Raw genomic sequence first — 23,984 nt, 5'->3', positions numbered from 1 at the left:
ATTATCTTCCATGTTAAAACAAAAAGATTTTTCTTGATTACAGGCGTTATAATTTTAACCCAAATGAGGCGATACAAAGCCATATTCTTGCTGCTTGCAGGGCTATGGGCAGTTTCCGGTTCCTGTCTGGCCCAAAATGAAGGCGGTTTTACCGGTTATGGAGAAGTGCCTGTAAAAACACCCGATTCCTTTTTCCGGAAAATAAATCTGGCCACCGATGTTAAAACGAAAATATTGGCTGTACAGCCGCTATTGGCTTTCCATGCTGCTCATGGCACTACAGATTCCGTGATACTTTATGCGCAACAGCTCATTGCCACGCTGAACCAAAATGGACTTTCGGCGGCTGACAAGCTTTCTTACCAGGTTTCCCTTTACCTTACACTGGCCAACGCCTACAGTGAGGAAGGCTTATATGACGAAGCCTTACGCTTTTACCTGCAGGGTATTGGAATCGCGGAATCTCTGGGGAATAAGGCCGCCGTCAATGAAAATAAACTGGGTATGGCTAACGTATATGCTGCCCGCAGTGAATACGATAAGGCTATAACCACCTACAACGACTTATTGAATACGGGACAGGATGAACGACTGAAATATCTGGTATATGAGCGGTTGGGCATGATTTTTCTTCAACGCAGGGACTTGTTCCAGGCGAAACAGTACACCGAAAAAGCACTGATTTATTTTCAACAGCAACACCAGGAGAAAAAAGTACTACAGGCCAAGCTGACACTGGGTATCATCGCGGAATTCAACCAGCAGGCAGAGGAGGCGTATTCCATTTACAATGAAGTAAAGGACAATGCACTGCAACACCAGTTTTTTGACCTGTATATCAGCGCCGGCCAAAGGATGGGTGACCTGTTGATTAGCCGGAAGGAGTATGACAATGCCAAAGTTTTGCTGTCGCTGGTATATGCCAATGCGCTTCAATGGAACGACGCAAAAGCACAACTGAAAGCACTGAACAGCCTGCGCAACCTGCACGCAGTAACGGGCGACTATAAAAATGCCTATGCGCTCATGACCCAGTACCTGGGTATTTCCCAGGACGTATTGAACAAACAGAATAAAAAAGAGATCAATGAACTCGAAATAAAATACCAGACAGCCCAGAAGGAAAAGGAAATATTGAATAAAGAAAACGAGTTAAACCACCAGAAAACGATAAAATACAGCCTGCTGATCGGTTTCCTCGTCATCCTGCTGCCTGTCATTGGTTTGCTGTATATGTATTATCAGAAACTGCAGGCGCAAAGTAAATTGAATGCGACTATGGAGGAAATGAACCGCCAGAAAATCGCTGCGCTGTTGAAAGATAAAGAACTGGAATTGCTTAAAGCCTCCGTTAGCGGCCAGGAAAAGGAGCGGAAGCGCATTGCAGGTGAATTGCACGACAGCATCGGCGGTAACCTGGCGGCCATCAAGCTCCAGCTTTCTAACCAAACAGACATGGTCAGGAGGGAAGCGCTTATCCGGCAGGTGGACGACACTTACCACCAGGTACGCGACCTTTCCCATGATCTTGTTCCACAGAAATTCAGTAACACCGGCTTCACTGAACTCATTGCCGCCTATATCAGGCAGTTCAATGTACCCGGTAATGCCATTATTACCTTTCAGGCGTTTCCCAGTGAAGAAATAGACCGCATCGGAACTTCCCTGAAAGTGGAGATCTATAAAATCATCCAGGAACTGATCACGAACGCTCAGAAACACAGCCAGGCTTCGAAAGTAGAAATACAACTGACCCAGCTGGATGGTATATTGAAATTGCTGTTTGAAGATGACGGACGTGGATTTTCACCCGAAACGGCGAAATACGGTATCGGTTTTCAGAATATTCGTGAGCGGTTGCAATTATTCGATGGCGTGCTTTCCATTGACGCTTTTCCTTCAAAGGGCACAGTAATTGACATTGAAATACCTTTAAAACCGGAATGTTATGAAGCATAATATTATCCTTGCAGACGATCATAAATTGTTCCTGGAAGGTCTTATCAGATTGATAGCGCAGGAAAAAGACCTCCACGTATTGTATTATGCCCATAATGGCCAGCTGATTATGAACTATCTTGACCAGCACCCGGAAGAACAGGTCGATCTTGTTATTACCGATATCAGTATGCCGGACATGGACGGCATTACCCTGAATAACTATATAAAGGAGAAAAGACCGGAGATCAGTACACTAGTGGTAAGTATGCACACAGATAGTAATATGATCGATACGCTGGTCCAGCATCATGTGGATGGTTTTTTATCGAAAAACGCAGATTCAGAAGAGTTGCTGGAAGCGGTTAAAACGATCCTGAAAGGCGGCAAATACTTTTCAGAGGCCGTGAAACAGGAATATCTCCGGAGCGTTTTCAACAAAGAGAAAGAAACCCTTGAAATGCTCACTTCGCGCGAGAGGGATGTACTGAAACTAATCGCCGAAGAATATACTACCCAGGAAATTGCCGACAAACTCTTTCTCAGCAAGCATACCATCGAAAGTTACCGTAAAACCCTCATCCTGAAACTGAAAGTACGCAACCTGGCCGGCCTTACCAGGTACGCGGTCAAATTAGGTCTTCTCAGTTAACCCCCTGAAAACAGGGTATTGATTTTCACTGGATACGATGTTGTTGCCCCCATCGTGCCTGGCTACCTTTGTTGCATAACAAAACGGAATCATCTCTTAACTAAAAAATGCAACATCATGATCTACGGGATAACATTAATCTTACTGAGCATCATTGCGGTTCCTTCCCTGCTTTTATCTAAAAAACCTAACGCAAAGGAGTTGCTGGAAAAAGTAGAACCCTACCAGGGATGGATCGGAATTATTTTCTGTTTTTGGGGTATCTGGGGGCTTGTAACGGCTGTTTTGAATGTGGGCTGGCTCACCTCGGCGCCCATCTGGTGGATCACTTTAGCCGCCGGCAGCCTGGTGGAAGCTTGCCTTGGTTTCTTACTCGGATTCCCGCTCATCAACAAATTCTTCCTCTCCAATAATGAAAAGGCCAGGGAAAAAGCAGTACGTATCCGCGCAAGTGTAGCTCCCAAACAAGGTAAACTCGGCATATTGGGCATCATCGTTGGCGCATGGATGATTGTTGCGTCTTTCCTCTTTACGATTGCCTAGCATTTCTTCTTTCACGAATCAACTTTAAACGGATGAAAAAATTAATACTGGCCGCCATCATAATGGTGTCGGCATTGGGAAGCCATGCCCAGGAACAACAAATCCACTCTATCCAGGTGGGCGGCGGCGCTAGAATAGAGCGCGAAGTGGAATCTTACCTGATTGATTTTGCCATAGCAGTAGAATATGGAGAATCAGAAAGCAAAAAATCTTATGAAGAGCTGAGAAAGAACTTTTTCACAAAGGCGAAAGAAGCTGGTCTGGATGAAAGCCGGTTCAAAGAAGATAAATTGGCTTACCAGGCATTACAGCTTTTCAGGGAAGGCAGCTTATATACGTTGAAAGCCAGTTCGCGTGATGAACTGCTGAAAGCGGCAAGACTGGCCAACGGCACCGTCATCAATATCACCGGTACACGGATAAAGTTCAAACCTGTTGTGAAAGATGAAAAAGGCTTCCAGGCAGCATTTCTTAATGGGAAAGATAAAGCCGCCATCATTGCAAAAGCGATTAATAAGAAGTTAGGACCAGTGCTGATGGTAACGGATCTTACCCCGCTGGAAACTACGGTGGAGGAAAACTTTTACTTTAAGCCGGTTGCGGATCAGTATATCTACCTGTCCATCAGCTTCGCGATCGAATAGCCGGCCTTTATCCATTTTTACCCCAGGAATACCTGTTATAGTGATCTTCAACAAAGAAAAAGAGGAAAGCCGCATAAATCGAAAATTTATGCGGCTTTTTGTCTACTATTTCTTTAGTAGTAAGTCTTTCTGAAAATGTTTCGGCGTTACACCTTCCACTTCCTTAAACGCCTTGATAAAATAGTTGGGGTCTGAGAATCCCGTTTGGTAGGCCGCTTCGGACACTGGCAATTGATGTCGCAGTAACGATTTTGCTTGCCCTATCCTTTCCTGCAGAATAAAATGGTTGGGAGAAATCCCAAATTCCTGTTTGAATGCACGAAAGAAATTGGACTTGCTCATATAGGCCAACTTGGCAAGGCCATCTACGGATATCTTCTCCCGTATATTATTTTTAATGTAATCTATAATTGACGCAAACCGGTTCACATTTTTATATTGTAAAAAATTCGTTTCAAAATATTTCCTTGCCTGCGTTTGCATAATCCTGATCAGTAACTCCTTTAACGCAAGGTCTGTCATAAAATCTTTTGCACTGTTATTTTCTATGGCAATGCGAAGAATATTATTGGTAGCTGCGGAAAGAGAGGGACTATTAAATAAATAGAAGCATTCGTCGGAGAATTTCCATTGCGATTCGGTATCTATTTTGGGAAAATAGCCATTGAGATAATCAACGGTACCTTTAATAAAATTACGGTCGATAGATAGCGCAATACATTGAGACGGGCTGGTATCTGCTTCCGGAAAATCGATGATCATTTCTTCACCCGGTAACATGATCAGGCTTTCGCCAGGTAAATATTCGAATTTATCTGTTTTGTTGGCAATTCTCAGTTCTTTCTTCCCACGGATCATACCTGTAAAAGCGAAGTTGTCAAACTTTAGTGAAACATTTTGTATAGAAGTATGTGTTTCGTAGATATCTAATTCGCAGTTATTATAGGTATAGCTCTTTTTATTTTCGACCAGGGAATTTAAATCCTTGATAGCTCTTAATTTCAAAGGATCTAAAAGCGATTTTCTTTTCATAACGTCCTTTTTAACAGTTAAGCATGTTTTGATGAGTACGCGGATCTGCTGGCGGTTTTTTATCCTGGTAACGCTGCTCCCGGCGGCATTGGGCAAAGGTCGTTGTTATGACCATTTCAATGCTATTATACTGCTATTTTTCAATACTATATTGCTATTCCAGCATCCTAATTTACGATAGCTTTATGTGAAATAAAACATAAAATTATGGCTGAGATATTAACAGATACCGAAAAAAAGGACAAGATAGTAGCACAGAATGATGATTTTGCACGTCCATCTTTTAAAGACAAGTACGACAACTTCATTGGAGGTAAATGGACCGGGCCGGTAAGTGGAAAGTATTTTGATGTGATTTCTCCCATCGATGGAAAAGTTTTTACCAAAGTAGCTCATTCCGGCAAAGAGGATATCAATCTGGCTGTTGATGCAGCGGAAGTGGCCTTCAGAACGTGGAAGAATACCTCGGCTACAGAACGCAGTATTATTTTAAATAAAGTGGCGGACCGGCTGGAGCAACATCTTACAAAGCTGGCGACGGTGGAAACCATCGATAATGGAAAGGCCATCCGTGAAACATTAAATGCGGACCTGCCTTTGGCCATAGACCATTTCCGGTACTTTGCAGGTGTAATTAGAGCAGAAGAAGGGGCGGCCACGGAATTGGATAAAGATACCGTTTCCTTAATCATCCAGGAGCCGCTGGGCGTGATCGGGCAAATTATTCCCTGGAATTTCCCGATCCTGATGGCCGTATGGAAATTGGCGCCTGCACTGGCTGCCGGTAATACCGTTGTACTTAAACCCGCTGAAAGCACACCGGTTTCCATTTTGGTGCTGATGGAACTGATCGAAGATCTCATCCCCGCAGGGGTTATTAATATCGTGAATGGTTTTGGAGCAGAAGTGGGCCGTGCCCTGGTCACCAATCCTAAAGTGGCAAAAGCCGCATTTACAGGTTCCACAGCCACAGGCCGCTTAGTAATGCAATATGCTACCGAAAACATCATCCCGGTTACATTGGAGCTGGGTGGTAAATCTCCTAATATTTTCTTCAATTCTGTGATGGATGCGGACGACGAGTACCTGGATAAAGCAATTGAAGGCGCAGTTTTATTTGCACTCAACCAGGGGGAAATCTGTACCTGCCCTTCGCGTTTGCTGATCCAGGAAGACATCTACGACAAATTTATTGCCCGGGTAATTGACCGCGTGAAGAAAATAAAGATAGGAAACCCACTCGATCCAACGGTAATGATGGGAGCCCAGGCTTCCCGCATCCAGAAAGATAAGATCATGTCTTACCTGAAACTCGGTAAAGAAGAAGGAGCAGAAGTGCTGGTTGGTGGAGACGAAAATCATCTTGGCGGTGAACTGGAAACCGGGTATTATATCCAGCCTACTTTATTCAAAGGCCATAACAAGATGCGCATTTTCCAGGAGGAAATATTTGGACCTGTATTGGCAGTAACCACTTTTAAAACCGTGGAAGAAGCCATTGAACTTGCCAACGATACCATCTATGGATTAGGCGCCGGTGTATGGACGAGAGATGCACACGAGCTGTATCGCGTACCAAGGGCAGTACAGGCAGGAAGGGTTTGGGTTAATAATTATCATGCTTACCCTGCCGGCGCACCTTTCGGCGGTTACAAACAATCCGGTATCGGCAGAGAAAATCACAAGATGATGTTGGGACATTATCGGCAGACGAAGAACATGCTGATCTCTTACAGCAAGCAAAAACTCGGATTTTTCTAGGATTTCAAACATATTAACCACAAAGGCCCGACATCATGTATAGCCGGGCCTTTGTTTTTTTATGCCCGTTATAACGGAATGTGATTATATAACTCATTTATATAGACAGCTTAATCAGACAAACAATGATAGCTATAAAAAGATTAGACGCAACCGAAGAGGCGCTGGCGGTGATTGATATGATCTCCAAAGAGCATGGTGATCTGATGTTTTATCAGGCAGGCGGTTGTTGTGAAGGCACACAACCCCAGTGTTTTGAGAAAGGAGGATTTTTTCCACGGACAAATGACGCCTGCATCGGCACCATCAATGGCTTTGAGTTCTGGGTAGACAGAGATTTATTTGAATATTGGAAATATGCACATTTCACACTGGATGTGTTAGATGGCTTCGGCCCTGGCGGTTTTTCGCTGGAAACACCCTATGGAAAAACCTTTAAAGTACATTACCGGCTTTTTACGGAGGAGGAATTGCAGCATCTGGAACCCGTGAGGAGGAATGATTAATCGTCGAAATCATTTACATCACTCCAACTCACCATATCCGGTTTCTCCCGGGGATCATTAAAAAAAGCCGTTATGAGTGCTAAAGAAAGATGTAAAGGTAAAAAGGAGTTTTCAGGAACATAATTTTCATCACCGGCATCTATCATTTTTAAATTCTGCTTGCCGTTAGAAGTGTACCAGGATTTACCCTCCCTTGTATTGGGTATATTTTCGTCATATCTGAATGATATACTTTCTTTATTAAGAATAGAGAAGTGTAGTATGATGCTGCTTTCGTCGGAAATTCCTGACTGAAAGTAGCCGGTATTGGAATAAATTAAATCATCTTTATCCAGATTTATAAACAGATCCAATGCTTCTTTTGACCCGGTCATTTCATTGTCTATCTTATCCAGGAAGGTGACACGAATATTATTCATTGCTAAGTAAGAGTTTTAATAAAAACAGGTTACAATTTTTAAATTTAAAGAGAAAAAAGGAATCAGGCGGTGTACCGCTAAATTTTTGAAATAGAAAACCCATAAAAACACCTCTTTTTGTTTATTCCACAAATGCGTATTTTACCGTTGCCTCCGGATAATAAATCTATTTAAATTTTAATTCATATGTATTTAGGAGCAATAAGATGGTTTGAAAGCATCGGTACCGCTATTGATACGAATTTCGGAATACCCTATCGGCTGGTGGATGAAAAGCAATGTTTAAAGAGTATCAATTCCATTAAATGGGAGAACTTTGTTTTGTATGCTATCAATAACCTGCATTGCTATATAGATACTTTTCACCGGGAAGAAGTTATTCATTGGAACGACCATGTAAAGAAATTTAACGTTGAATTTGATGTGTATAAAGATCTCATACAGGAAAAAGCGACCCTGAAAAACGTTCCAGGCGATATTTTTATTGACTTAAAAGGAGTGGTATGCATGGCAGCAATGGAGCGTTATTATACCGGTAAACTTGGCCCTGCTATACCGGTGCAGTTTGAAACGCTGATGAATGTGTATAGCTCAGGGCATATACCTTGCGGATGGGACGGGCCTCAGCCCAAAAATGAAGGCTATGAAGCCGTTGATTTCTCAAAAGGTAAAATTTTGATATGGTAGCGGATAAGCTGAAAATGCAATTATTGGAATATAATATTCCGCAACAGGATATTGATGCACTTGATCGCTTCCTGCCAAGAGACGGATTCCAATTCTTATCGGAAGAGGAATTTGATGGGATGATGGTTTTCATCTCGCAGTATGAGGATGATTTCGGCCATATAATACCGCTGCTGACGGATGATAACTCTAATTTTATTTGTATAAACGGCGGCCCGGAGAATCATGGATATATCTGCTATTTATCGCATGACGAGATAAATTTAAATCCCCTGTTCAAGTCTGCCAGACATTTAATTGATGCTGTAAACAGCCATCAGGAGGCATGGGACATTACAGAACTGCCCCCATCCGTGTTCGATTTTACTGATTTACCTTTTTAGCGGCGGTAACATTCGCCTGTCCGGGTACCTTAATCTGTTATACTTGAAGATGACTGGATTTTTATATCCGCATATTTCCAGGAATCGTTGAAAGCGGATTTGATTTTTTGAGCTTCACTCTTTTTGTTCATTAATGTCAGTGCATTGTGTAATCCGGCTAATGCCCAGCCATTTTTCCGCCAGGTCTGCAGATCCTGTTGGTATACCTTTTCTGCTTCGGGGTATTTTCCTGCCTTGAGTAAAACCGCTCCCAGGTGATGCCTGACAGAGAAAAACCAGTCGGGCGGCTCGTTGTAGTTAAGTTTATCTTCCATCACAACGGCGTCGCCGAGCAGGGAAGCTGCTTTGTCCAACTGGCCCTGCTTGCACGCGATTCCGGCAGACAATACCCTGGTTGCAATCTGCACCAGGTCAGCGGTTGTATTGATATTCCAAACGGTAAGTTGCTGAAGCACCGTGTCGGAGGCTAATGTGTGCAGGCTATCCATTTCTTTTTGTGCATTTGCCAGATCGTTCTTGCCTAAATAGGCCATACCCTTTGCGTAATGCCAGATAGCCCGGGGATATACCAGGTCTTTTGCCGGAGGTGTGAGCAAAGCAATGGTGTCCCACATCGAAAACTTTACGGCTATATAGTAGGGGATCGTGTAGTAATGTAAGGTTCCCCAGCCCGGCATGCGCATGATGTCGGCTGCTGTATTTTGTTGCAGGTGCTTTGCGGCGTTCCAGGCTAGTTTTGAATGACCTTCCAGTGTGGCCGTAGCAGCCAGGAAATGATAATTGTGTGGATAGTATGCTAAAGGATAGGCGCCCTGCGCATGACATGCTGTAGTGTAGGTACTGTCAGCGGCCAATGCCTGAACATTGGAGAGCGACCCCAGATGATAATCCCCCGTATTAATATAAATATGCGACGGCATGTGTAGCAGGTGTCCCGATCCGGGTACCAGTGTTTCCAGCAGTTGGGCGCTTTTTAACGCTTTTTCGGGAGTAGCTGAGGCCTCCAATGCATGAATGTAAAAATGATGCGCTCCCGGATGCCCGGGGTTGATTTTCATAAGATGTTCCAGGATAGTCAGCAGCTCCGGTGTCCATTGCCGGGGAGCCTTTGTTTTTTTCTCGTACAAATCCCAGGGATGAAGGTCCATCAGCGACTCCACATATAAAGCACCTATATCAGGATCAGCAGGGTATTGGATATATACCTTTTTCATAGCGGCGGCGTAAGCGCTATCCAATGCCTTGCGGTCCGCCGGCGGCTTTGCAGCATACCGGGTGGTTAGTGCTTCAATTAAGGCAGTTTCCTTCGGACTGCAATTTTTTGACAGCGACTTTGCTTTCAAAGCGGCTTCGTATGCACGTTCGTAATTATCTTCCTCCATTCCTGCATTGTAGTTGGGTCCCAGCACATACGCATATCCCCAGTAGGCCATCGCGCAGGAAGAATCCAGCCGGATAGCTTCAAAGAACGACCTTGCCGCCTCCGCATGATTAAATCCATAGGCGAGCATCATTCCTTGCGAAAAGTATGTCTGCGCCTCTTTACTCGCTGTTGAAATCTGGAAACGGATCCCTTCCAGTCCTTTCAGTTTGGGCGCCTTTTTTCCAGTGCTGTACCAGTCTTTATCTGTTGTTGGGGGAACATAGCAGCGGACCATCCGCGTGTCTTTTTCGCTTGATTTTTTTTCTTTGTCTTGATTGTTATGATGGCATGCAAACAGGAGCGTGATCGCCATTAATCTCAGATAAGGGAGGGGCATAGCTTTTTTGTTTTGTACATTTTTAAAAGTATTAAACAACAGGCTGCGGCTCGGGGTAGCTCATCTATATATTGCTGACAGGGGCTTACTATCCGAAGTTAATCAAAAAAGCTGGAAAACAGACGGAAGTAGCTGCCAGCTGAGTTGATAAACGGCAGCATCTGGCCTGCCAATAAGATTTTGACAGGATATAGTATGTTGGATGCAATGCTTTCCAGCCAGTTAATGATGCTGTATTTATAAATGAAGTCGGCTTTCAGGAATGAGAAGAGGAGTTAGAAAAATAATAGTTCCGGCTTTTACCGGCCGGAACTACTATCATTTCGCTAATATCCTTTATTCTGATCTAATACTGCACCTGTGTTTTGTGTTATTTCAGTAGCAGGGATAGGCCAGAGGTTATGATATGTTTCGATCGTAAGACCAGACTTTGGGTTGTATCTTTTATCACGGTCGTATAGCAATCCTAAGCGGGTAAGTGTTACCGCCCGGAATTCTTCCATGTATAATTCCCGCAGACGTTCATCCAGGATGTAATCCATATTCATTTCCGCAGCGGAGGCCGGTGTGGCTTGTGCCCTGTTCCGCAGTGCATTGATGTCATCTGCTGCTTTCTGTTTTTCGCTTTTCCCGAGATATGCTTCTGCTCTTAAGAGATAGGTTTCCGCCAGGCGGGCCATATATTTCTGCATAAATAACCGGGAGGCGCCGTTCAACAAAAATCCGCCAAAAGGATTAGTTGTATTGGTGAGCATTGCCGGTCCCGCAGCAGATACAAAATCACCGGCCGACGGGGATGTTTTCCTGATCACCGGATAAAAATTGCGGATGGTATCTCTGAAATCTGCCGGTTGAACTTTGTCTTTATACCCATCTTTTACATACCATTTACCATAATCAGGCGAAGTAGCAGGAACACCGGAAATCCGGATATCTCTGACAATATTATAGGTAGAATTGCGGATATCTCCAGGCGTCCATATTTCATAAAAGAAGTGGGAGGTAGGCCGTATCCAGCCAACACCATTGGAGGAAATGCTGTCTACGAACTTGGTGTTGAACATTATAGACATCTTTGTTTTGGAGGAAGACTCCACAATTCTGACGCCCGTGAGACTGGGGACTATTGCCCAGGCAGTTTGATCGCCTATGGATGCAGAATTGTTTAGTGTGGTTTGCAGGACCAGCAGTCCTTCATGGTTGCCGGTGCTATAGTTCTGATTGTTGTATTCAAACAGATCACGGTAGGCATCGCCCGGCAGGTTGGCTTTTCTGCCAAACCGGCTTTTCATCAGCGACAGTCCCGGGAAGTTGATCACCTCTGAGGCACTGGTAATAGCGCCATCGTAATCTTTTAAAGAGATCAGTACTTCTGTAAGGATATGCTTGGCGATTTGTTTGTTCACTGTTCCATCAGTTACCTGGTTAATATCAGACAGTAAGGTGATGGCTTGTTGCAGGTCTTTTTTACATTGCTGGTATACTTCGTCCCTGCTGGCCCGTACATAGTCGTACCGTGGTGCTGCCAGTTCATTCAGTTCAATGGGCACCCCACCAAACAGGTTGGCCAGCGTATTATACGAATAGGCTCTGAAAAACAATGCCTGTCCGAGGAAGCTGTTTTTATCCGCATCACTCAGTTGCGTGGATTTATTCAGCTGGCTGATAATGAGGTTGGCGTTTGTGATGATCTTGTAGTAAGCGGTCCAGATACCCTGCGGAATAAAATAACTGGGTACCATGGTGGCCTTATAGGCATTCAGCTTTGCGGCAGGATCGTAGTCGGTGGCGTTGTAGGCAAAGTCGGTAGCATAATACAACCCGAAATAGGTATCCAGGTTGATATTGCCCATATAGATATTCCTGATGCCATTGTAAAGATTGTTGGTTGCTTGCTGGTACTGGATAGACGTTTGCAGGGAATTATCCGGTGTATAGATGGAGAGCGGCTCTTCATCAAGAAAGCTTTTGCTGCAGGAAGATAATACTGCCACGAAGCCCAACAGATATATGACGATTCTTTTTTTCATGTCTTAAAGTTTACGGGTGAAAGCATTAAAAGGTGACGTTGACGCCCAATGAAAAGTTTTTCATCACGGGGTATCCGTTCATGTCCAGGCCCAGTCCGCCCGGCATTCTCCAACCGAGTGAAGACCTCTGAGTGGCAGGCGGATTTGATTCCGGGTCCCATCCATCCCATTTGGTGATGGTCAGGAGGTTTTGTGCATTCACATATACACTGGCGGCCTTCACTACTTTTAACCTGCTCAGTAATCCTTCCGGCAGCATATAGGTAAGGGTTACATCCTGCAGGCGGATAAAGCTCCGCGACATATAGGGACCGAAGTTTTCACCCAGAGTGGCTACATAGGCTGCGATGCTTCTGTAACGGGCATTGGGATTATTGGGTGTCCAGTAGTCGTATACAAAGCCGTTGTTGTTACGGATATTATCCGGATTTTGCAGCATGATACCCGGTGCGCCGAGGTAGCTGTTTTTGCCGCCCTGGATAGTATTGATAAAGAATTTCAGCTGGAATGCCTTGTATTGGAAACTGTTGGAAATACCCAGGCTATAGGAAGGATCCAGTTTGCCCAATATCTGTTTGTCTGCCGGTGTAATCTGCCCGTCGTTGTTGATGTCTTCAATTTTATACTGGCCGGCTTTAAAGCCCTGCGCAGCAAGGCTGGTAGGGATATGATCTCCCAGCTGGTACATACCGGTAATTTTGTAGTCATACACTACGCCGTAAGGCTGACCGATAAAGTAGCTTAAGATAGGATCGGCGCCATTGATCAGGTCATTTTTAGTACCATCGATATCCAGTACTTTGTTGCGGTTGCGGAAGAAATTCGCAGTTACTTCCCACTTGAAGTTTTTGTTGCTGACAGGTACGCCGGTGATGTTCAGTTCCTGTCCCCTGTTCTGGATTTTCCCGATGTTAATCAGGAAGCTGTTGAAGCCCGTGACAGTAGGAGTAGCCCTGGAGTTCAGCAGGTTAACTGAATTGGAGAAGTACAGATCCAGTGAACCGAAGAGACGGTTGTTGAAAAATGAGAAGTCCGCTCCTGTGTTGAACGAGTGCGTGGTTTCCCAGCGCAGGCCGGAGTTGGGCAACTGACTTAAGTAGGAGCCAAGTTGGGCGCCACCGGAACTGCCGTACAGGTAACCATTCGCTAGCCCCACATTCATCTGGGCAAGTGTCTGGTATCTGCCTACGGTTCTGTTACCGGTAGAGCCGTAAGACAATCTTAATTTCAGATCGTCGATAAAGCCGGCAGATGTAAGAAACTGTTCTTCTTTTAAACGCCATGCAAAGGCGACAGACGGGAACGTGGCCCATTTGTTCTGGGCGGAGAAACCGGAGAAGCCATCCCTTCTGATAGTACCCGTCAGGATATATTTTTTGTCGAAGGAATAGGAGAGCCTGGCCATCTGGTAAAGTGCCTGTTCCTGCCAGGGCAGGGTAGCCAGGTCATTTGATACCGTTAAGCGGGCGGGATCACCCACATCCAGCCTGTTGTAAGATAACACACCATTGGTGATACCACCGGCAGAAGTGCTGGTGCCGTCGTGTATGTTTTTCTCTGCGCCATACAATAAGGTCAGGTCCACGCCGTGTTTCCCGAAGTCTCTTTTGTAAGTGAGGATGTTATCGAGTGTGAGAAAATAATCCGTCATGTAGGTTTTATAGGCTGTGGCTTCCACGGAAGGGGCATTATAATTAAACCGGTTGGTATAGATATAATTGTTCCCGAAATTCACGCGATAGTTGAGTCCTTTCACATGTGGGATATCTACGCTGACGAAAAAGTTTCCTATCAGGTTCAGGTTCCGGTCAAAGTCTCTCGATCTTTTGAGTACTTCCAGCGGAGTAGGTGTAGTTGTTTGTGCATAGAACTCCAGCATCTTTCCTGTTTTAGGATCGAAGGGCAGGTTATATGGCTTTAGCAGCATGATATCGGAGAAAGTGGGTGATACACCGCTGTAGTCATTGATGGAAAGTCCTGTTTGCGCACCTACGGTGAGCCAGTCGGCCGGTTTGGCTTCTACATTGATGCGTAAACTATTTCTGCGGTAATTATCATTTTTAATGAGATTCAGCTGGTCGAAATAACCATAGCCGAGATAGAACCGTATTTTTTTAGATCTCCCGCTGAGACCAATATTATGGTTTTGAATTCTCGGGCGACTAATGGTCATCAGATCCCACCAGTTGGCTTCATAACCGTTTTTGTAATTATCTCCTTCGATGCCCGGCATTTTGGTCGTCGGATCCCAGTTGGGATTCATCTTCGTCATGTCGTTGGGATCGCGGCTTTCAGAGAGATACCAGTCGCCCAGTTTCTGTATATACTGCGCTCCCGAAGCCGGTTTCATATCTTTTTTAGTCATTTCCTGTATGGAATAGGAGCCACTGTAATCGACGGTGAGTTTATCGATACCGCTTGCGCCGCTTTTGGTTGTAATCAGCACTACTCCATTAGATGCCTGGGAGCCATATACAGCGGCTGCACTGGCGTCTTTCAGCAGATCGATGCTGGCAATATCAGAAGGGTTGATGGAAGTGAGTGATCCTCTGTAGATAAGTCCGTCTACCACAATCAGCGGAGAAGTGGTACCTGAAATGGAGTTTCTGCCGCGTACCATCAGGGTGGGATCACTGCCGGCTCTGTTGACCTGTCCTACTGTGAGCCCGGGTACTGTACCCCGCAGAGAAGACATCACGTTGGCATTGGGAGATTGTTTTTGTAATTGAAGGTCTGCTTTTGTTACAGCACCGGTAACATCCTGTCTTTTCCGGGTGCCATATCCGATTACTACTACGCTACTGAGTTCACTTACAGTAGAAGATAAGGCAAACGATAGTGTGGCATTATGCCCGGTTACAATTTTATATCCTGTGAACGATTTTGGATCATAGCCGATCATACTCACATGGAAGACATAACTGGCAGCAGGTAAATTTTTAAATACGAATTTTCCGATGCTATCAGAGATAGCGATGTTCACACGTTTGCCGTTGGCCGATGCTTCAACGGTGGCGCCGGGAAGCGGCGTGCCTCCCTGGTCGGTGACGGTACCATTTACAGCGCTGGTATTGCTTTGTCCATAAGCCCGGGCAAATACTGCGCAAAGGGTCAGCAGGATGGCAATGGTTGTTTTACCTATTCCTTTCATAACGTATTTTTTTTGGTGTTAGCGATCAGGGGATAAAATGAGGTAAGATGGTAACAGCAGTTACGGGAACGGTCTGTTTGGTGACGTTCTGTTTTTTTCATAATGTGGTTTTTTAACGTGAATAGATGTTGGTTGTCGTTTAACTGCAAACGATTGCATTGTTCATCAAAAAAAAGTAAGTAGCTTCAGTTTAAAAGTTCATTGTTTAGTTGTTCTGTAATATTAGGTGCTTGTAATCCTGCATTTCAATGCAGGTGTGGTTCTTTCAAATGTACATTCATGGCTGATGACGGCATTCCTGTTATACAGGTTAATTGTCTGAATTCCGGACTTGTAGTTGTATTATTCGACCCGTGTTTATAGGGTAGTAACAGAAAGTTATAGAATAAATTATATCGCTGCGAGCAAATTTTTGCTACAGGTAAAATAATATTAGTAATTGCTTAATTTATATTTAAATCGATGGGAAATAGAGGAGGAGTGTTATAGTAGTGATGGAGCTACGTTTACTCCTGATCCGGGGTTGGATCTGATTTATTTTCAGGGATGGCTAATGGCCACAAAGCGTGATACACTTAAAAGAAGGTATCGCGCTTTGTGGTCATTGGCTTAACAAAATACCGATAATTGGAGAATGCTTTAGTGATGAAGCGGATACCCATTCAACACTGTGGAATGAGTTAACTCATTTTAACAATGGAAAAATAGTTGAAAAATGAAGTAGAGAAATTTCCTGCAGCTCCATTTCCTAATGTTTCAGATAAAACTGAAATTGTTCCGCTCACACCATATTCTGCCATCTGGACCAGCCATGAAATCTCAACCGGGTTGCTGGATAAGTCCAGGTGCCGGTAAACGCCGTCCAATACTTTTGCACCTGCAGGAAGGTTTAATAAAAGATAGCCGGCATGACTGACAGTTATAGCCCCATTAAGTGTTATTTTATAGACACCTCCATTGAAAATTCCGGTAAGACTTGAAATACTTCCTGCAACAGGAAAGCTATAGCCCTGTGGGATAGTGTTTTGAAAACTTCTGGGCATACCTTCGGAATTGAAAATATTCACAGGATATTCAAAATAGTAGGGTGTAGTCAAACCGTTGCACACTATTCCTGACACCGTATTATACTGTCCTGCTCCCTTGAATTGCGCGATGCTTTCGTAATAAGCGAAATTACAGTCTGAAAGCGAGATATTGTTGTTGTTATTTGCACACACTAATCCTACCTGTGTACCGGTAGTAGAACCGTTAAATCTGCAATTACTCACCGCTATTTCATGGGCCATAGGTTGAATACTAACACTTATTCCCGATTGCGCCTGGAAATAGCAGTTATTCACAGATGATCTGAAGAGTTTTGGACTGGCAGGCGCCTGAGGTGTGTAATTGATACCCTGACTAAAGAACCAGCAGTTGTTAAATAATGTACCGTCATTTTTTATTTTGTATTCCATCCGTATATTCTGATCCTTACCAGTTGCATCAAAATAACAGGAAGAGAAAGTGCCAATGAAAAGATCAGTGATCCATAGGTTTACCGGAAATTGATAGAACATAGTATTGGAAACAGATAGTCCTTCCGGTGTTTGTGGTGCACTCGCTGTATTGGCCTCTACTTTTAGTCCGAAGTCGCTGGTGGAACTTGAATCGGATACGATGAAACAGTTGTCTATATTGACTTCTGCCGTACAGTCGTAGTAATAGATACCTGATTTCGAATAAAACTCACAGGAAAGCAGATTTACCTTCCGTGCGTTGGTCAGCTTTAGGCTTAACCCGCATTTGGTTACTCTCACAAAGGTAAGGTCACATGCCTTGGCGGTGGAAGCATACTGGCCGGAATGAATACCTGTAATCTCAATGGCAGTGTTATTTCCACTGCCGGTTATGGAAAGACCACTGAGTTCTATCCTTTCCGCATACGGCTGTATAGAAAGTATTGGATCAGCCGTAGAGGAAATAACGGCGCCTTTGCCGCATAATTGTTTGTAGGATGGGATGATTACCGTGTTGGTAGTTGTAAAGGTTTTATCTTCCAATATTACCACGTCGGAAAGAGATAAAGCGGTAGTCAGCTGAGAGGAACAATCAATTCCATCTTTAACACCAAACCACCTTAAATCAATAAAAGTGGTATAAATCCTTTTCCACCTACCAGTGGAAGATACCCCTGAAAGAATCGTACCTGCGTTGGGAGTTTCACTGGAGGCGCTATCCCAATAAAATGCACCTCCTCCGTTGTCTCCCGGAGCGTAATAACCTAAGACATCATAAGTTTCATTTGTAAGTGGAGTAGCAATGGCCTGTAACGCCGCTATGTTCTGGATAATCATCTGATAGTTAATTTAGGGTCAACAAATAATATTTACTCCCAATGTTATCTGCTGATGACGCAATGTATCTGCGTGTGCATTCAGTAAAACAGGAGAGCCTCCAAAACGACCTGCGTTTTGGGGGCTCTCCTGTGAAAATTGTTAATGGTTTTATTCAGTTTCAGCAATAGCGATCGCTAATTCCAGCCATTACCAACCTGTTTCGCAACATTGGGGTTATAATTCTTTTCTGCATCCGGAATGGGAAACAGTAAATGTTTATCCTGGAAAGGCTGTGTGCCGGTACCTGGTTCTGCTGCTTTTTCTGCATTGATCGTTTGTTTGATAATACCCCAGCGCAACAGGTCGAAATACCGGAATTGTTCCCCGCATAATTCAAGCTGCCGTTCACGCATCAGTATTTTCATGGCATTGGCTTTATCGCCTAATGTGGTATACAAAAAGGCGTTGGAGCGGGAGCGCACGCTATCAATCAGCGCCAGCGGTGCGTTGCCGGTATTGTCTTGCTGTATGTAAGCTTCCGCCAGCATGAGCATCACATCTGCCAGCCGGATCACCTGCCCGTTAATCGGGCTTTTGGGATCACCATATTTTTCCATGAGATGATAATACTCATATTTCTTCCACCGGTAATCGCCCTGTGGGTCGGTAGCATCAAAGGGGTAAGGCTTTGCGCCGGTAGCGCATTGCTGGCAGTAAACGGTTTCACCGCCGGAAGCAGCGGTGCCATAGAACGTGGATTTAGCGCGAGGATCCGTATAGGCCTGACCGTTTGCGGGATTGGTATAGGTGAATGCTTTTACTGCCGCATTGCTGATATACACATTCTTCCAGTCGTTCCAGCCATACTCCATAGCGCGACCGGTATGTGTTTGTTTACCTACCTGCTCGGCGCCGTTACCAAACATGTAGTAAGGAGAACCAATGCCCCAGTCGGTCCATTGCTGGTCCATGATCTGAAAGATATTTTCCGGTGTGTTCTGATTGGTGATGCTGAATACATTATCAAAGGAAGGATCGAGTTTGTAGGCATACGGAGCGCCCATCAGTTTTTCAAATTCCTTTTGCGCGGGTCCCCATTTTTTCTGGTACAGGTACACTTTGCCGAGCAAGGCTATCACGGCTCCTTTCGTTACCCTGCCTAATTCAGCGGAAGGATACACGGTAGGCAATTCCGCAGTAGCAGCGGCTTCTGTCAGGTCTTTTTCTACCTGCTTCCATACATCAGCAGCAGGACTGCGGGATAAATAGTTGTTATTGAGTGTGGTTTGATAGTCGATGTACAGTGGCACATCTCCCCATAAAGTTACCAGGTGAAAGTAGGCATAAGCCCGCAGGAATTTTACCTCCGCCAGGTATTGATTCAGTTTGGCACGATCTGCTGTGGCAGTAGGATTCCAGGCTGCCGCCCGGTCTATTACCAGGTTGGTTCTGAAAATCATCCGGTATAGTGAACTCCACAATGAACTGAGATCAGCATTGTTGGTACCAAAGCTATAGTCGCCCAGTTCCTGTTCTGCTCCCAGCAGGAAGCTGGCGCGTTTGGCTTCATGTCCCATCAGATCAAAAATGTAATAGTATTCACGGGCCCATAGTCCGGGGTGGAGCAACGTGGCGTAACTGGCAATGGTAGCCTGGTTCAGCGCAGCGATGTTGGTAAAATACGTGTCATACGCGTAGGCGCTCTGATCTACCAGGTCCAGCCGCGACTTCTTACATCCGGGTGTGATGGAGACCAGCACGACTGTCAGCAGCAATTGATATATATACTTCTTCATAAAATCAATGTTAAAAGTTAAAACCCTAATTGAATACCTGCCAGGAAGGTTCTTGGCTGTGGCACCTGTCCCTGATCAATACCCCGCGCAAAAATGTAATCGCCGGCTACTTCGGGATCATACCCGGTGTATTTGGTAAAGGTGAGCAGGTTTTGGGCCGCCACATACACGCGGAGTGATTTAAGCGTGCCTTTGGTCACAGTGCTCAGCATGGCTGCCGGCGCATTGTAGCCTACTGTAATATTACGCAAACGAAGGTAGCTGCCATCTTCCAGCCACCAGTCTGACGGACGCAGGTTGCCATTGCCGGTGGCATTCTGGCCTATCCTTGGCAAAGCCGCCGCATCGCCGGGTTTGCGCCATCTGTCGAGGATATCGGTAGTGGCATTATGACCGGTAGCCATAATGTTGGTATTCAGTTTTAAACCATTCAGCAGTTTCAATCCACTGATACCAGACAGCACCAGGTTGAGATCGAAATTTTTGTAGGTAATGCCGGCGTTGATACCATAAATATATTTTGGAATAGCATTGCCTAATATTTCCTGGTCTTTCGCAGTTACCACCCCATCGCCATCTATATCTTTATAAATAAAATCTCCGGGTAACAGTCCGTCCTGGTACTTCGCGTTGGGCTTACCCGTTTTCTTTGCTGCTTCCTGGTCTAGCGCGGCTACTTCGGCAGCATCTCTGGCAACGTGGTCTAAGCGGTAGCCATAAAACGATCCGATGGCATATCCGGCAGCAGTATAGGTGGTAGCCGGTACGGGCGTAAAGGCGCCTGCCTGGATGGGTGCGGAAAACTGATCCCCCAGTGATAATACTTCGTTGTGGTTAATAGAACCGTTTACGCTTACATTGAAGCTGAAGTTACTATTGATTTTATCTCTATAGCCGAGTGTGAGTTCAAAGCCTTTATTCCTGGCGTCTGCCGCATTCACAGTTTTCCGGGGCTGATTGCCGGTAGTGCTTACGCCAATACTGGCCGGCAGCAGCGTGGTCACCAGCAGACCGGTACTTTTACGGTCGTACCAGTCAGCTTCCACGGTAAGGCGGTTGTTTAGGAATGCAAGATCGATACCTATATCCGTCTGATTGGTTTGTTCCCATTTCAGATCAGGATTGCTCAGGGTGGTGAGGGTAGTGCCGGAGACAAATGTTTCGGTACTGCCGAATGAGTATACGAGCGCACCACCGGGTGTACCCTGGTAAGTTTTTGCCGTGTTCAGGAAGTTGGGAATGTTGTTGTTTCCTGTTTGCCCCCAGCTGGCACTCAGCTTTCCATCGGATAATACCGGCAGGATATTTTTGATAAAGGCTTCTTCTGAAAAGCGCCATGACAGACCGGCTGCGGCGAAATTACCATAACGGTTATTGGGGCCGAAGTTGGAGGCGCCATCCCTGCGATAGCTGGTGGTAAGTATATATTTATCATCAAAGGTATAGTTCAATCTGCCATAATAAGAAATGACAGAAGGACGGGCATAATTGGAATAGGCACTGGTAACAGATTGAGAAGAAGCTACGGTGACGTTGGTAATGTTATCGTTCGGCTGACCGGTACCCCTGATCGCGGAAGAGTTAGTGATTCCCGGATCAATGTAGCTTTGTCCGGCTACAAGCGAAAGCTGGTGTTTGCCCAACAGTTTTTCGTACGACAGGTAGTTTTCCAGCATGTAATACGAGTTCTCTGTAAAGGAGAGCATCGACTGGCGCGCCTGGTTCAGAAAATTGGAGGCCTGGTATTGTTGCTGGTAGCTGTTACTCCGGCTGGAATTCACTTCTGCGGCAAACTGTGAGCGGAATTTCAGGCCGTCTATGATGCGCACTTCGCCCGACAGCTGTGGGAAAAAGGCCAGTGATTTACTGGTCTGACTTTTCATCGCAATTTCCTGCAGGGGATTAACGGCGTTGCTGTAGTCGTCGATGTTGGAGAGGATCGAATAGCCTCCTTGTATAGATGGATCCAGTACAGGTTTATAAGGAGCGTATTGGAGTGCGTTGATGATGTTGGCATAATAACCGTTGCCCACATATTGTCTGAAGATGAGGTTTTGTGTAAACCGGAAGCGCCCCAGGTTTTCTTCGAGTCCTACGCGTGCCTGGAATCTTTTGTTGGTAGCATCGGTTAAGATAGCCTGTTGATTGATATAGGTGGCGGATATGGAATAGTTTACTTTTTCACCGCCACCACTGATGTTCAGATCATTTTCAGATACCAGGGCATTCCGGAAAATAGCATCCTGCCAATCGGTGCTGTCCTGTAAAACTGCCGGGGTATTAAATTTTGCCGGTAACACCGCATTTTTGGTAGCGGCCAGATCTTTCAGGGCATCTACATACTGCGCTGCATTGAGCAGGTGTAGTTGTTTCCATGCTTTGGCCATACCCCATTGGGTAGTGAAGCTCACGCGTGGAGGTCCTGTTTTTCCTTTTTTAGTGGTAATGATCACCACACCGTTAGCGGCTGCCGAACCGTAGATCGCGGTGGAAGACGCATCTTTCAGAATAGTGATGTTTTCTATATCCTGGGGATTGAGGGTATTAAAGAGGTTCTTGGTGCCCTGTATACCGTCTACCACATACAGGGGATTGATATCTGTAAAACTGCCGGTACCACGGATAATGATCTGTGCATCCGCACCTGCGCTGCCGCTGCTCTGGAGCACCTGTACGCCGGCCGCTTTACCGATGAGCAGCTGTGAGGGGTTGGTGGCGTTTACGGCGCCGGCTTCTTTCACCGTCACTACGTTAAAGGCGCCCACCACATCTTTTTTACGGGCAGTACCATAGCCGATTACCACGATATCGTTCAGGGCAGCCACCGTTCTGACGAGGCGCACGGAGAAGGTCAGGGTAGCACCTGATTTCAGCTGAACGTTGTTGAGCTGTTGTGTTTCAAAACCCATGTATGACACACTTAGCGAGTACCTCCCTTCGGGTGGTAGCCCGGAGAAACGGAACACGCCGTTGCTGTCGGTGACTACGCCGGCAGAATACTTTGTTTTTTCATTCAGCGCCACTACGGAGGCATTGGGAAGGAGTTCGCCATGATCGGTACGCACAGTACCGGTTACCTGCATGCGACCCTGTGCCTGGATGGACATGGATACGCCTGATAGCAACATGAATAGCAGCAGACAGAAACGCCACTTTGGTTGATAGAACATTTTCATAACTGGAACGTGTTTTTAAAAGTCAGGGACATAGCAAGCCCCCGGCGCCTTTGCGCCTTGTGTGGAATAGACTGTAATTAGTGAATTATTTCTTCTTAATAATAAATCCGCTATCGTTTCTGATAAGCTTCAGATTATTGGGAAGTGTTAAGTCGGTCAGGATTTTCGACAGAGAGTCGGTCTTCTCAAATTTGCCATCAAAATAAATCTCCATCACGTCTGATGGGTAATAATAGATAGCTACGCCGTAGTAATTACTCAGCTGGTCGAGTACCTGCGCCATTGGTTGATTGTCAAATTTATACCAGTCGGGCTTAGCATTGCCTGTACCATTGCTTCCTGCTTTTACAAGTATATCCGTGCCCGTAGCATTGAAGCTGGCTACGATAGCTTTGCCGGTTTTGCGGTAATAACGAAGCTCTTTGCCTGGTGTCAGCACTACATCATTCATGACTTTCTTTTTGTCGCTGGCTCCCTTTACCAGCACCTTACCGGTGTTTAATCTTACGGTGATCATATCTTCCCCGGGGATGGCTTTCACATGAAAAAAGGTGCCCAGGGCGGTGGTATTCAGTTCGCTGCTATACACAACGAAGGGATGTAGTTTATCGGGTGCTACCGTGAAATCAGCTTCCCCTGTCAGGTAGATGTTCCTGTTTTCCTTGAAATGTTTATCATATACCATGCTGGCTCCGGGCAATAGTTGTGTGACAGAGCCGTCCGGTAATACAATGACCATGGTTTTGTTACCGGTATTTTCTTTCCGCTCCTGCTGTTCAGCAGGGATAGCCGCCACCGTTATATCGGAAACGGTGTTTACTTTTGGTTGATCGCGATGAACCAGCAACAGTGTTCCTCCTATGAGTACGCCTGTGGTTACCGCAGCAATGGCCAGTCGTTTGGCCCATCTGATCCGGTTGTTGGCGAAGGCCGTTTGTTGATGAATATTTTTCAGCCACTGCCGGGAAACGGTTTCCGGGAAGTGATCGTCTTCCTGTAATTGCAAAAATTCTTTTTCCGGCAGGTATTTCTCCAGCATATCCGGGTGCTGCTCCAGGTAGGTAGCTACCTCGCGGGCTTCTTCCGGTGTGCATTGATCGTTAAAGAACCGCGTCAGTAATTCATCATTTATCATGTTATGTACGGCTGATAGATAAGTAATACGTTTATGAGAGACAGACTACTTAG

Annotated in this window: 17 protein-coding genes; 8 read left to right on the top strand and 9 right to left on the bottom strand. The window is 45.3% G+C overall.

The genetic code is table 11. The features are described from left to right. The first annotated feature begins 63 nt into the window (after positions 1–63). From BMW79_RS25835 to BMW79_RS25820, 4 genes are all read left to right on the top strand, one after another. Entirely contained in the window at positions 64–1,959 is a 1,896-nt protein-coding gene (locus tag BMW79_RS25835) for a tetratricopeptide repeat-containing sensor histidine kinase (RefSeq protein ID WP_089899918.1), read from the top strand. Further along, positions 1,949–2,590: a response regulator gene (locus BMW79_RS25830; RefSeq protein WP_089899915.1), complete on the top strand. Its 642-nt coding sequence runs from the start codon at positions 1,949–1,951 to the stop codon at positions 2,588–2,590. Before BMW79_RS25835 ends, BMW79_RS25830 begins: the two co-directional genes overlap by 11 nt. Before the next feature lie 117 nt (positions 2,591–2,707). Further along, positions 2,708–3,133 carry a hypothetical protein gene (locus BMW79_RS25825; RefSeq protein WP_089899912.1) on the top strand — a complete coding sequence of 142 codons (426 nt, stop codon included), beginning with the start codon at positions 2,708–2,710 and terminating at the stop codon, positions 3,131–3,133. A 32-nt stretch (positions 3,134–3,165) separates the two neighbouring features. After that, the gene (locus BMW79_RS25820; RefSeq protein ID WP_089899909.1) at positions 3,166–3,777 is read left to right on the top strand and encodes a hypothetical protein; all 612 of its coding nucleotides are present in this window, start codon (positions 3,166–3,168) and stop codon (positions 3,775–3,777) included. A gap of 105 nt (positions 3,778–3,882) precedes the next feature. On the opposite strand, the gene BMW79_RS25815 is transcribed toward BMW79_RS25820, so the two are convergent. After that, positions 3,883–4,809 carry a helix-turn-helix domain-containing protein gene (locus BMW79_RS25815; RefSeq protein WP_089904256.1) on the bottom strand — a complete coding sequence of 309 codons (927 nt, stop codon included), beginning with the start codon at positions 4,807–4,809 and terminating at the stop codon, positions 3,883–3,885. 207 nt (positions 4,810–5,016) lie between these two features. On the opposite strand from BMW79_RS25815, the gene BMW79_RS25810 reads away from it, so the two are divergent. Both BMW79_RS25810 and BMW79_RS25805 read left to right on the top strand, forming a co-directional pair. Then, on the top strand, positions 5,017–6,570 hold the full coding sequence (locus tag BMW79_RS25810) for an aldehyde dehydrogenase family protein (RefSeq protein WP_089899906.1): 1,554 nt from the start codon (positions 5,017–5,019) through the stop codon (positions 6,568–6,570). 125 nt (positions 6,571–6,695) lie between these two features. Further along, a complete protein-coding gene (locus BMW79_RS25805) occupies positions 6,696–7,076 on the top strand; it encodes a DUF779 domain-containing protein (RefSeq protein ID WP_089899903.1) in 381 nt (126 codons plus the stop codon). Here BMW79_RS25805 and BMW79_RS25800 read toward each other — a convergent pair. Continuing rightward, positions 7,073–7,495 (bottom strand): hypothetical protein, encoded by a 423-nt coding sequence (locus BMW79_RS25800; RefSeq protein WP_089899901.1) that lies wholly within the window; start codon positions 7,493–7,495, stop codon positions 7,073–7,075. The two genes, BMW79_RS25805 and BMW79_RS25800, sit on opposite strands and share 4 nt — an antisense overlap. Before the next feature lie 186 nt (positions 7,496–7,681). On the opposite strand from BMW79_RS25800, the gene BMW79_RS25795 reads away from it, so the two are divergent. Both BMW79_RS25795 and BMW79_RS25790 read left to right on the top strand, forming a co-directional pair. Next, positions 7,682–8,182 (top strand): hypothetical protein, encoded by a 501-nt coding sequence (locus BMW79_RS25795; RefSeq protein ID WP_089899899.1) that lies wholly within the window; start codon positions 7,682–7,684, stop codon positions 8,180–8,182. Next, the gene (locus tag BMW79_RS25790; RefSeq protein ID WP_089899898.1) at positions 8,176–8,565 is read left to right on the top strand and encodes an SMI1/KNR4 family protein; all 390 of its coding nucleotides are present in this window, start codon (positions 8,176–8,178) and stop codon (positions 8,563–8,565) included. The genes BMW79_RS25795 and BMW79_RS25790 overlap by 7 nt, the downstream gene beginning before the upstream one ends. A 29-nt stretch (positions 8,566–8,594) precedes the next feature. Here the strand turns inward: BMW79_RS25790 and BMW79_RS25785 are convergent, their stop codons facing one another. From BMW79_RS25785 to BMW79_RS25755, 7 genes are all read right to left on the bottom strand, one after another. Continuing rightward, positions 8,595–10,223, bottom strand: a complete 1,629-nt coding sequence (locus BMW79_RS25785) for a tetratricopeptide repeat protein (protein WP_218150444.1) — start codon at positions 10,221–10,223, stop codon at positions 8,595–8,597. 428 nt (positions 10,224–10,651) lie between these two features. Beyond that, positions 10,652–12,355 carry a RagB/SusD family nutrient uptake outer membrane protein gene (locus BMW79_RS25780; protein WP_089899896.1) on the bottom strand — a complete coding sequence of 568 codons (1,704 nt, stop codon included), beginning with the start codon at positions 12,353–12,355 and terminating at the stop codon, positions 10,652–10,654. Between the two features lie 25 nt (positions 12,356–12,380). Next, complete coding sequence (locus BMW79_RS25775; protein ID WP_089899894.1) at positions 12,381–15,506, bottom strand: SusC/RagA family TonB-linked outer membrane protein; 3,126 nt, start codon at positions 15,504–15,506, stop codon at positions 12,381–12,383. Between the two features lie 680 nt (positions 15,507–16,186). Further along, on the bottom strand, positions 16,187–17,842 hold the full coding sequence (locus BMW79_RS25770) for a hypothetical protein (RefSeq protein ID WP_089899893.1): 1,656 nt from the start codon (positions 17,840–17,842) through the stop codon (positions 16,187–16,189). Positions 17,843–18,018: 176 nt separating this feature from the next. Beyond that, complete coding sequence (locus BMW79_RS25765) at positions 18,019–19,620, bottom strand: RagB/SusD family nutrient uptake outer membrane protein (RefSeq protein ID WP_089899891.1); 1,602 nt, start codon at positions 19,618–19,620, stop codon at positions 18,019–18,021. A gap of 17 nt (positions 19,621–19,637) precedes the next feature. Next, positions 19,638–22,796, bottom strand: coding sequence for a SusC/RagA family TonB-linked outer membrane protein (locus tag BMW79_RS25760; protein ID WP_089899889.1), 3,159 nt, complete (start codon positions 22,794–22,796; stop codon positions 19,638–19,640). Between the two features lie 85 nt (positions 22,797–22,881). After that, on the bottom strand, positions 22,882–23,931 hold the full coding sequence (locus tag BMW79_RS25755; protein ID WP_089899887.1) for a FecR family protein: 1,050 nt from the start codon (positions 23,929–23,931) through the stop codon (positions 22,882–22,884). Positions 23,932–23,984: the final 53 nt, after the last annotated feature.

It is taken from the genome of Chitinophaga arvensicola (assembly GCF_900110835.1).
Classification (GTDB): Bacteria; Bacteroidota; Bacteroidia; order Chitinophagales; family Chitinophagaceae; genus Chitinophaga; species Chitinophaga arvensicola.
The sequence above is the reverse complement of the archived record's forward strand: the minus strand, read 5'-3'. Positions and strand labels throughout refer to the sequence as shown.

Coding starts and splice junctions, on each gene's coding strand:
- BMW79_RS25825 (WP_089899912.1), top strand. CDS start 2,708: ATGATCTACGGGATAACATTAATCTTACTGAGCATCATTGCGGTTCCT.
- BMW79_RS25795 (WP_089899899.1), top strand. CDS start 7,682: ATGTATTTAGGAGCAATAAGATGGTTTGAAAGCATCGGTACCGCTATT.
- BMW79_RS25765 (WP_089899891.1), bottom strand. CDS start 19,620: ATGAAGAAGTATATATATCAATTGCTGCTGACAGTCGTGCTGGTCTCC.
- BMW79_RS25830 (WP_089899915.1), top strand. CDS start 1,949: ATGAAGCATAATATTATCCTTGCAGACGATCATAAATTGTTCCTGGAA.
- BMW79_RS25790 (WP_089899898.1), top strand. CDS start 8,176: ATGGTAGCGGATAAGCTGAAAATGCAATTATTGGAATATAATATTCCG.
- BMW79_RS25780 (WP_089899896.1), bottom strand. CDS start 12,355: ATGAAAAAAAGAATCGTCATATATCTGTTGGGCTTCGTGGCAGTATTA.
- BMW79_RS25800 (WP_089899901.1), bottom strand. CDS start 7,495: ATGAATAATATTCGTGTCACCTTCCTGGATAAGATAGACAATGAAATG.
- BMW79_RS25820 (WP_089899909.1), top strand. CDS start 3,166: ATGAAAAAATTAATACTGGCCGCCATCATAATGGTGTCGGCATTGGGA.
- BMW79_RS25760 (WP_089899889.1), bottom strand. CDS start 22,796: ATGAAAATGTTCTATCAACCAAAGTGGCGTTTCTGTCTGCTGCTATTC.
- BMW79_RS25805 (WP_089899903.1), top strand. CDS start 6,696: ATGATAGCTATAAAAAGATTAGACGCAACCGAAGAGGCGCTGGCGGTG.
- BMW79_RS25810 (WP_089899906.1), top strand. CDS start 5,017: ATGGCTGAGATATTAACAGATACCGAAAAAAAGGACAAGATAGTAGCA.
- BMW79_RS25775 (WP_089899894.1), bottom strand. CDS start 15,506: ATGAAAGGAATAGGTAAAACAACCATTGCCATCCTGCTGACCCTTTGC.
- BMW79_RS25785 (WP_218150444.1), bottom strand. CDS start 10,223: ATGGTCCGCTGCTATGTTCCCCCAACAACAGATAAAGACTGGTACAGC.
- BMW79_RS25835 (WP_089899918.1), top strand. CDS start 64: ATGAGGCGATACAAAGCCATATTCTTGCTGCTTGCAGGGCTATGGGCA.
- BMW79_RS25755 (WP_089899887.1), bottom strand. CDS start 23,931: ATGATAAATGATGAATTACTGACGCGGTTCTTTAACGATCAATGCACA.
- BMW79_RS25815 (WP_089904256.1), bottom strand. CDS start 4,809: ATGAAAAGAAAATCGCTTTTAGATCCTTTGAAATTAAGAGCTATCAAG.
- BMW79_RS25770 (WP_089899893.1), bottom strand. CDS start 17,842: ATGATTATCCAGAACATAGCGGCGTTACAGGCCATTGCTACTCCACTT.